Origin of the sequence: Sphingomonas sp., from assembly GCF_050725575.1 — a bacterium.
GTDB lineage: Bacteria > Pseudomonadota > Alphaproteobacteria > Sphingomonadales > Sphingomonadaceae > Sphingomonas.
Window position 1 is genome coordinate 25,807 of the sequence record NZ_JBOHHW010000057.1, and the last position, 8,969, is coordinate 34,775.

General features: G+C 63.9%; 9 protein-coding genes. 3 read left to right on the plus strand and 6 right to left on the minus strand.

Annotation, left to right across the window (positions count from 1 at the left end; all coding sequences use genetic code 11):
• Position 1: 1 nt before the first annotated feature.
• The 3 genes from ACRECS_RS24095 to ACRECS_RS24105 all read right to left on the minus strand — a co-directional run bounded on the left by ACRECS_RS24095 (position 2) and on the right by ACRECS_RS24105 (position 980).
• On the minus strand, positions 2-202 hold the full coding sequence (locus ACRECS_RS24095; RefSeq protein WP_431585508.1) for a hypothetical protein: 201 nt from the start codon (positions 200-202) through the stop codon (positions 2-4).
• A gap of 115 nt (positions 203-317) precedes the next feature.
• On the minus strand, positions 318-578 hold the full coding sequence (locus ACRECS_RS24100; protein ID WP_431585509.1) for a YjhX family toxin: 261 nt from the start codon (positions 576-578) through the stop codon (positions 318-320).
• 183 nt (positions 579-761) lie between these two features.
• Complete coding sequence (locus ACRECS_RS24105) at positions 762-980, minus strand: hypothetical protein (protein ID WP_431585510.1); 219 nt, start codon at positions 978-980, stop codon at positions 762-764.
• A 71-nt stretch (positions 981-1,051) separates the two neighbouring features.
• On the opposite strand from ACRECS_RS24105, the gene ACRECS_RS24110 reads away from it, so the two are divergent.
• From ACRECS_RS24110 to ACRECS_RS24120, 3 genes are all read left to right on the plus strand, one after another.
• Complete coding sequence (locus ACRECS_RS24110) at positions 1,052-1,759, plus strand: Crp/Fnr family transcriptional regulator (protein ID WP_431585511.1); 708 nt, start codon at positions 1,052-1,054, stop codon at positions 1,757-1,759.
• Positions 1,760-1,829: 70 nt separating this feature from the next.
• Positions 1,830-2,081 (plus strand): hypothetical protein, encoded by a 252-nt coding sequence (locus ACRECS_RS24115; protein ID WP_431585512.1) that lies wholly within the window; start codon positions 1,830-1,832, stop codon positions 2,079-2,081.
• Between the two features lie 179 nt (positions 2,082-2,260).
• Positions 2,261-4,261 carry an OPT family oligopeptide transporter gene (locus tag ACRECS_RS24120; RefSeq protein ID WP_431585513.1) on the plus strand — a complete coding sequence of 667 codons (2,001 nt, stop codon included), beginning with the start codon at positions 2,261-2,263 and terminating at the stop codon, positions 4,259-4,261.
• Between the two features lie 83 nt (positions 4,262-4,344).
• On the opposite strand, the gene ACRECS_RS24125 is transcribed toward ACRECS_RS24120, so the two are convergent.
• The 3 genes from ACRECS_RS24125 to queF all read right to left on the minus strand — a co-directional run bounded on the left by ACRECS_RS24125 (position 4,345) and on the right by queF (position 8,557).
• Positions 4,345-5,628, minus strand: coding sequence for a glycoside hydrolase family 130 protein (locus ACRECS_RS24125; RefSeq protein ID WP_431585514.1), 1,284 nt, complete (start codon positions 5,626-5,628; stop codon positions 4,345-4,347).
• A 42-nt stretch (positions 5,629-5,670) separates the two neighbouring features.
• A complete protein-coding gene (locus tag ACRECS_RS24130) occupies positions 5,671-7,944 on the minus strand; it encodes a glycosyltransferase (RefSeq protein WP_431585515.1) in 2,274 nt (757 codons plus the stop codon).
• Positions 7,945-8,110: 166 nt separating this feature from the next.
• A complete protein-coding gene (gene queF, locus ACRECS_RS24135; protein WP_431585516.1) occupies positions 8,111-8,557 on the minus strand; it encodes a preQ(1) synthase in 447 nt (148 codons plus the stop codon).
• Positions 8,558-8,969 lie beyond the last annotated feature (412 nt).

An 8,969-nucleotide genomic window follows, 5' to 3' on the forward strand; every position in this document is an offset into this window, starting at 1 on the left:
GTTAGCCGCCGGTCCCCATCGCATTGGCGAGAATCGCGAGATCGCCATTGTTGACGGCGACGCCGAGCGCATCTTCGGTCGCATTGTCCGCGGAAGCCGGCTTCGCGGCGGGCGCATAGCCGGCGACGTCGACCGCCGTCCACAGGATGCCGCACGCCCAGAAGAGCGCGGCCCATCGGCTGCGGAAGAGACGGCTGAACATGGTGCGACCATAAGTCCGCAGGGTTAACGGGGCGCTCGTACAGGCGGTTAACGCTTTGGGCCGGGCGTTGCCGCCCGGCCCGCTCGCATCCAGCGCCAATGCTCAGCGCCCGCGCTCAACGGTTGTCGAGTTGCGCCCGCACCGCGGCCAGGCCGAGACGCGTGATGCGATAGGGCTGGCCGCCCATGCTCGCGATCAGTGCGCGCCGGCGCAAACGGCGGAACAATGCGAGCGAGCAATCCGCCAGGCGGTGCCCTTCACGCGTGAAACAGTCGATCGCAACGATCCGCTTGTCGGCATCGTCCCAGCGATGGACGATGCGCCCACCCTGAGCCAGCGCGTGCAGCACGCGCTGTTCGTATTTCGAGATATTCATTGGAAATCTTGACCCCGGAACTGGGGTTGGCCCGACGCAGTAATCCGTCCGACCGGGAAAGTGCCGGCCGGGCGATGCTACGCACGATGCCGATCCACCGGAAGCAAGCTTCCGGGTCGGCGATCAGCGGGCGACAATTTCCTTCATGAACCACTCCGGGGGTGAACCCGGCCTTCATAGAATCTACAGCCGGTGGCGGTCAACCGGCGCGCCGTCAGTGGCAGATTCGGCACTACGCGACTGATCCCCGGCCTCCTGCGCGGCGCGTGCGATGCGCTCGGCGGATCGCCTTGCGGCATCGGGCGTTAACGAGACGGCGAGACCATCCGGACCGTCAAGCATCACTTCGCCCTGTTCCGCCGTGGCTTCGGTCGGGATATTGTGCGGTGCCTTGCTGGTCACGCTGTTTTCTCCAGGCGTCAGAGACTATTAACGTCGCACCGCACCGTGCGTTCCGGTGCCCGGAGAGTTTGATGATCACTCGGCTGTTCCTCCAGACCCATCGCAAGCCAATTCTGTCGGAAGAGGATGCCGCCGCACTGGAAGCAGCGGCCGCCCGGACGCAGGAATTTGCCGCCAAGCGCATCATCGTGCGCGAGCAGGCGCCGCTCACCCAGTGCACCTTGCTGCTCAACGGCTTTATCGAGCGCTTCAAGGATACCGCCGAAGGGCGCTGCCAGATCCTCGCCATCCATGTGCCGGGCGATTTCGTCGACCTGCACAGCTATCCGCTCAAGCGGCTCGAACATTCGGTCGCCGCGCTGACCCCGGTAACGATCGCGACCTTCCCGCATGTCGAGATCCGCGCGCTCACCGAGCGATCGGCGGCGCTGACCGAATTGTTGTGGCGATCGACGCTGGTCGATGCGGCGATCAATCGCGAATGGATCGTCTCGATCGGCGCGCGTTCCGCTGCCGTGCGGCTGGCACATCTGTTCTGCGAGATGTTCATGCGAATCGAACGGATCGGCATGACGCGCGGCCTGGAATTCGACTTTCCGGTCACACAGATCGACCTCGCCGATGCGACCGGGCTGACCGCGGTCCATGCCAATCGCATGCTACGACAGTTGCGCGAGCGGGGCCTGGTCGAGTTCCGCCAGGGCCTGGTCAGGATCCTCGACTGGGACGCGCTGAAGGATTTTGCCGATTTCGATGCCGGTTATCTTTTCTTCGATTGATCGCAGTCTCTTAGCATTCCGGTTACCAGTGCCGCCTTAGGATCGCGTCCAAACAGGGGCGCGCGGGACCATGCGGCATGATCGGGAGTTTCACCGCAAGAAGCCGCGCGTGCGCGATCGGCGCGCGACGTCGGCGCCGCGCCGAAGGCGGCCCCGATTAGCCGCCCTGGCTGGAGTGGCGATTTTCGGTCTGTGCGCCGGGATCGCGATCAGCTGGGGAATCGACTGGACCGACCGGGAGCGGCTCGAGCGGCTGGTCGCGAGCATGACGGCCGACACGCCCGCATCGCAGAGCCCGCCCGCCCGGATCGCCCAACGTTGAAGAACGGGGCGTTGAAGAACGGGCGCTGAAAAACGGGGCGCTAAAAAATCCTGTCACAAGCCGTTACGATTGTGCCACGGTGCGGCATGACGCTTTGCTCTCTCGCTTCATCGCCGCCGGCCCTTGCCGCTGTGGCCGCGATCCCGGGCATCCTCCCCATCTCTCAAGGGTAACCCTTCATGGCCACCGCCCCCGCCGCAGCCGCTGCCACTGCTTCTCCGCCAGGCCGTCCGCTTGCCGAGCTCACCATCCGCGGCATCATTCTCGGCGCGCTGATCACCGTCGTGTTCACCGCCGCCAATGTCTATCTCGGGCTGAAGGTCGGCCTGACCTTCGCCACCTCGATCCCGGCGGCGGTGATCTCGATGGCGGTGCTGCGCTTCTTCAAGAATTCGAACATTCTGGAGAATAACATCGTCCAGACCATCGCCTCGGCAGCGGGGACGCTGGCGGCGATCATCTTCGTGCTGCCCGGCCTGATCCTGGTCGGCTGGTGGACGGGCTTTCCCTATTGGACGACGGTCGCGGTCTGCGCAGTGGGCGGTATCCTCGGCGTGATGTTCTCGGTCCCGCTGCGCCGTGCGCTCGTCACCGGATCGGACCTGCCTTATCCCGAAGGCGTGGCGGCGGCCGAAGTGCTCAAGGTCGGATCCGAATCCGTCGCGGGCGACCAGGAAAATGCCAAGGGCCTGCGCGTCATCATCTTCGGCTCGGTGATCTCGGCACTGTTCGCACTGCTCGCCTCGATGAAGCTGGTCGCAGCGGAGGCGGCGAAGACTTTCAAGATCGGCGGCAGCGCGACCGGCGTCTCGACCAGCTATTCCATGGCACTGATCGGCGTCGGCCATCTGGTCGGCCTGTCGGTCGGCGCGGCGATGTTCTTCGGCCTGGTGATTTCCTGGGCCGGACTGGTGCCGTATCTCACCTCGTTCAACGCTTTTGCCGATCCGGTCGATGCGGTGGTCAACACCGTGTTCCGCAGCCAGGTGCGCTTCATCGGCGCCGGCACGATCGGCGTTGCCGCGGTCTGGTCGCTGCTGCGGATCATCGGGCCGATCATCGGCGGGCTGCGATCGGCAATGGCCGCGTCGCGCGCGCGCGCCGGCGGATCGATCCTCGACCTGACCGAACGCGACTTGCCGATCGGCATCGTCGGCGCATCGATCCTGCTCACACTGCCGCCGATCGCCTGGCTGCTGTGGAGTTTCTCGGCCGGCGGCCCGGTGCATGAATATCCGCTCGCGGTGATCGGCGGTACCGTGCTCTATATCCTGATCGTCGGTATCCTGATCGCGGCAATTTGCGGCTATATGGCCGGCCTGATCGGCGCATCGAACTCGCCCGTGTCCGGCGTCGGGATCCTCGCCGTGCTCGGCGCGTCGCTGCTGCTGGTGGCAATCTTCGGCTATTCGACCGATGTCGCGCGCACCAACGCACTGATCGCCTATGCGTTGTTCACCACCGCGATCGTGTTTTCGGTCGCCACCATCTCCAACGACAATCTCCAGGATTTGAAGACCGGGCAGCTGGTCGGCGCGACGCCGTGGAAGCAGCAGGTCGCTTTGGTCATGGGCGTGATCTTCGGCTCGCTGGTCATCCCGCTGGTACTCGACCTGCTCAAGAACACGCTTGGTTTCGTCGGCATGCCCAATGCCGGTCCCAACGCGCTCTCCGCGCCGCAGGCGGCGCTGATCTCTTCGCTCGCCAAGGGCGTGCTCGGCGGCGATCTCGACTGGAGCCTGATCGCGATCGGCGCCGGGATCGGCGTGGTCGTGATCATCATCGACGAACTGCTTGGCCGGACCGGCAAGATGCGCCTGCCGCCGCTTGCGGTCGGCATGGGCATCTATCTGCCGATGGCGCTCACCCTGCTGATCCCGATCGGCGCCGTAATCGGCCATTTCTACGACCGCTGGGCGAAACGCGCGTCCAATCCCGAGTTCGCCGAGCGGCTCGGCACGCTGGCGGCGACTGGCCTGATCGTCGGCGAGAGCCTGTTCGGCGTGGCCTTTGCCGGCATCGTCGCCTGGTTCAACCGCGGCTCGCCAATCCCGCCGATCGATGCGCCACTCGCCGTGGTCGGCGAGGGATTCGCCCCCATCGCCATGTATGCCGCGCCCGTGCTGTTCGCGGCGTTCATTGCCTTGCTCTACAACCGGACACGCGGGCTGGCGCGGTAGCGCGCGCCGGACCATGATTTGAAGCGACATCCATCACCTCGCAAAAGCGAGGATGACGGATCGAGGTCAGCCAGAACTGATCCTCAGCGCGTCATCCCGGCGAGCAATTCCCTGATCGGGATGAACGCGAACGCGACCGAGCTGTCGGCCACGCCGTAGGGCACGAACAACGTATTGCCGTGCCGGATCGCGCCGCAGCTATAGACGACATTGGGCACATAGCCTTCGCGGTCCTGGTCGGCGGCGGCGAGGATCGGCTGGCTGGTGCGGCCAAGCACCTTGGACGGATCGTCCTTGTCGAGCAGCACCGCCCCGATCGAATATTTGCGCATCGCGCCGACGCCGTGGGTCAGCAGCAGCCAGCCCTCGTCCAGCTCGATCGGCGGACCGCAATTGCCGATCTGCACCAGCTCCCACGGATAATGCGGTTCGAGCAGCTTCTCGCCCTCGTCCCAATTGGTCAGCGTGTCGGATTTGATCAGGAACAGATTCTCGCCATCCTGCCGGCCGATCATCATATATTGGCCATTCACCTTGCGCGGGAACAGGCCCATCCCCTTGTTGCGCGACGCCGCTCCCGTCATCGGCACCAGGTCGAAAGCGCGGAAATCGCGCGTGCGCATCAGCTCCGACTGGATCTTCGACCCGTTATAGGCAGTGTAGGTGCCGAGCCATTCGACGCTGCCATCATCATGCGTGAAATGGACCAGGCGCAGATCCTCCAGCCCCTTGGACTGCGCCGCAGTGATCGGGAAGATCACCGTGCCCGACAGAGTCGAATCGCGGTGGCGATAGACCGTGATCGGCCCTTCCGGGATCTCCTCCTCGTCCATCCCGACCGCATCGGTCGCGGTGGCGAAGGGCGGCTCGGGCGCGAGCTTCATCTCGTTCTTCGAGGTGATGATCCCCTCGCGAAAGGCGACCGAGGAGATATGCCCCTCACCCACCGCGCGTAAGGACATCAGGATGCGCATCGACCCCTTGGGCATACCCGACTGGTCGAAATGCGGCACCGCGCTGGGGTTCATCAGCGCGGCGGCGGCATAGCTGTATTCATGGCAGAAATAGGCGCCGATCAGCTGGCGCTTCTCATCGCCGATCTCGCTGCCGTCGAGACCAAGCATCTCCTCGATCTCGTCATAGCGAGTCATGAACACGCGCCGCGTCTGCCAGTGACGCGCCTCGAAATCCTTGAGCACCGTCTCGAGCTCGGCACGGGTCTGCGCGCTGTCCATCTCAAGCACTTCGCGCACCAGCCGCTCGGTGCGATGCCCGCCATTCCCGCCCCAGGCGAGATGGAAAGGCCGCACCACGACGCGCGACGGATCGGCATAGAGCCGCAATGAGTGACGAAAGATATCGACCAAGTTGAGCCTCGCGTGCAACGCCAAGCGGCGTCGTTAGCGAGGCTATGCGACGGCGCGTTCCGGTCCTGCCACGCTTTCGCTTGCCTTTGAAAGCCCCGAAATGGCGCAAGAGGCCAATTGCAGCGCCAAAATCGACTCGGCGCCCTGATTCCGGTTCAGACCGGTTGGCATCAGCCCGTCGAAACAGCCGCCATCCTGTGCGGTGGCAAGCGGCAGGTCGAGATCATTCTGGCCGAGATACCAGCGATAGGCCCGCACCGCCTCTTCGACCCAGCGCCGCTCGCCGGTCGCCTTGAACGCGGCGGCACAGGCATCGATCGTCGCCTGCGCCTCAAGCGGCTGCTGGTCGAACGGCAGCGGATCGGCATAAGGCCGCCCGAAACTCTCGGTGCCGATCGCGCGAAAGCGCCCTTCCGGCGTGGTCTGCTGCTGCGTGATCCAGTCGAGCGTCGACAGGCCGGTCTGAAGCAGATCGTCACGCTTCAGCATCATGCCGGCGCGGATCAGCGCCTCGGGCAGGCGCGCATTGTCATAGGCGAGCACGATCTCGAACCATTCCCATTCCGGACGGCGCGTTTCCTCGACCAGCGCGAGCAGATCGTTGGAGAAGCGTTCGAGGATGTTGCGCGCCAGATTGTGCCCCGGATGCGCACCGAGCATCGCCGACGCGCCAAGCATCGCGAATGCCTGCGCGCGCGGACTGCCCAGATCGAAGGCAAGGCTGGCGGTCTCGTCGAACAGGCGCACCGCCCAGTCGCGATGCTTTGCCGCGGTCGCCCGCTTCGCCGTGACGCCAAGCGCCCAGAGCGTACGGCCGTTCGAATCCTCCGACCCTTCATCCTCGCACCAGGTGCGGTCGAAATTCATGAAGTTGCGGAACCGGCGATGATCCGGGTTCCACGCATATTGGACGAACGCGGCGTAGACCGTCATCCACTTGTCACGGACCTGTTCGTCCATATCCTCGATCGCGGTCATCAGCATCAGCGCGCGGACATTGTCGTCGATGCAATAGCCGTGGCGCCGGTCGGGCACCGACAGGATCGCATGCTGCAGCATGCCGGTCATGTCGCTCATCCGCTCGACCGCCGCGAAATCGGGCGCGAGCGGCGTAAAGATCGACTGGGCCTTGGACAGCCGGCGTGGCTTGGCCGCCACCATCGCCTCGATCTCGCGCATCGCGGTTTCCGCCAGCACCGGCCAGATCATCGTGCGGCCGCGCGCATAGGCCCGCTCCGACAGTTTGACCCGGTTGCGCTCGCTGCCGAGCAGCGCATTGATCTCGCGCGCGAACGCCGCGCTGTCGCCGAAATCGACCAGCACGCCGTGCCCATCGGCCAGAATCTCGGTGGCATGGACATAGGGGGTGGAGACCACTGCCTTGCCCACGCCGATCGCATAGGACAGCGTGCCCGAGGTGATCTGCGCCGGGTTCACATAGGGCGTGGCGTAGATATCCGATGCCTGCAGATAATCGATCAGCTCATTATGTTCGAGGAACGCGTCGATGAACTCGACATTGGCGGCGACGCCAAGTTCCTCGGTCAACGCCTTCAGCCGGTCGCGATATTTCTCGCCCTCATGCGCGACGAGATTGGGATGAGTCGCGCCTAGCACGGCATAAAGCACGTCGGGATTGGCTTCGACGATCGCCGGCAGCGCCTCGATCATCGTCTCGATGCCCTTGTTGGGCGCGAGCAGGCCAAAGGTCAGCACGGTCTGGCGCCCTTCCCAGCCGAATTGCGCCTTCAGACTATTGGGATCGACGAAATCGCGGTCGGGCACGCCGTGTGGAATCATCACGATCGAACGCGGATTGGCGGCATAGACACGCTCGAGGATCTCGCGGCCCTTTTCGGCCATCACGATCACCCGTGCGGCACGGCGCAACAGCCCCTCCATCACGCGACGCTCGTCGGCGCTGGGCTTTTCGAGGATGGTGTGGAGCGTGACGATGACCGGGATCGACACCCGGTCGAGCAGCGCGAGGATATGCTCACCCGCGGCCCCGCCATAAATGCCATATTCGTGCTGCAGCCAGATCGCCTTGGCGCCGCTCTTCTCGATCGCGCGAGCGGTGTCGAGATAGGCGACTCGCTCCTGCTGCGGAATGCTGCCGGTCACTTCGGGCGGATAGTCGTACAGACCGGGATGATCGTCCATCGCATAGACATCGACCCGAAGATCCGGGTAACGGCCCTTAAGAGCCGTAAATGTGTCCGTAGTATATGTTGCAAGGCCGCATTTACGCGGCAGGAAGTTGCCGATCAGGGCAAGGTGATCGATAGACGCTACGGCTTGCTTTAGGAGCGACATTTCAATCCTTCCGAGTGTGCCAGGGGGTCTTTCACCCCATCATGCCTTCTCCGAACGGCCAGATTTGAATATGGTTGCAGGTATGCTGCAGCGCAACAAGTGAATCACCCTGATCGAGATCAATCTTGACGCCGGATGAACGGATTCTGCGACGAGTCGAGTGGACTCAGCCGCGTCCGCGGTACCCCGGCACGTCCTGACCGGGCAGCCAAAGCCCGACGGGCGGCTCGCCCGACTGCCAGAACACGTCGATCGGTATGCCACCGCGCGGATACCAATAGCCGCCGATTCGCAGCCAGACCGGCGCCATTTCGGAGAATAGCCGCTCGCCGATGCCGACGGTGCAATCCTCATGGAATGCCTGGTGATTGCGGAAGGCGCCGAGGAACAGCTTGAGCGACTTGGATTCGACGATCGTCGCACCGGGCGCATAATCGATCACGAGATGCGCGAAATCGGGCTGCGATGTGACCGGGCATAACGAGGTGAATTCAGGCGCGGTGAAACGCACCAGATAGGGCCGGCCGGGGCGCGGATTGGGCACATAGTCGAGCACCGCCTCCTCGGGAGAAGAGGGGAGCGCGCTGGTCTGGCCGAGATGCTTTGGAGTCATGGGCACTATCTAGGGAGAATGACGCGAAATTGAAACGCGTGTGGGCGAGGCAATTGCGCCGCGTGATAGACAGCCGATCTTCCTGAACCCATGAGCGGAAACGACCGAGATTGGTGGTTAGCGGGCTGGCGGCTCAAGTGCCCGTACACAATGGGCAGGCATTCGGATCATTGCGCCGAAGCACCCATGTTTTTTCTTACGTCTTCGAGCTTGAGAGGCTCTGCCGGCAAGGCGAAGCGCGCGGCAGGTATAGGGTCGTGGCCGATGGTATCGAGCTCCATGCGAGGGGACTGTCCGATATTTTGTGCGCGAGGCCGTTCTCGTCATCAGATGACGAACCGCTCGCCGAAGATCACGGCGAACTGGGTCTTTGCCTCGGCCCACTCACGCGGTGGCCGTTTCCACTCCTGAG

Bases quoted from the DNA above. Each gene is read 5' to 3' on its own strand.
- ACRECS_RS24110 (WP_431585511.1), top strand. From the start codon at position 1,052: ATGATCACTCGGCTGTTCCTCCAGACCCATCGCAAGCCAATTCTGTCG.
- ACRECS_RS24100 (WP_431585509.1), bottom strand. From the start codon at position 578: ATGAATATCTCGAAATACGAACAGCGCGTGCTGCACGCGCTGGCTCAG.
- ACRECS_RS24095 (WP_431585508.1), bottom strand. From the start codon at position 202: ATGTTCAGCCGTCTCTTCCGCAGCCGATGGGCCGCGCTCTTCTGGGCG.
- ACRECS_RS24130 (WP_431585515.1), bottom strand. From the start codon at position 7,944: ATGTCGCTCCTAAAGCAAGCCGTAGCGTCTATCGATCACCTTGCCCTG.
- ACRECS_RS24115 (WP_431585512.1), top strand. From the start codon at position 1,830: ATGCGGCATGATCGGGAGTTTCACCGCAAGAAGCCGCGCGTGCGCGAT.
- ACRECS_RS24120 (WP_431585513.1), top strand. From the start codon at position 2,261: ATGGCCACCGCCCCCGCCGCAGCCGCTGCCACTGCTTCTCCGCCAGGC.
- queF (WP_431585516.1), bottom strand. From the start codon at position 8,557: ATGACTCCAAAGCATCTCGGCCAGACCAGCGCGCTCCCCTCTTCTCCC.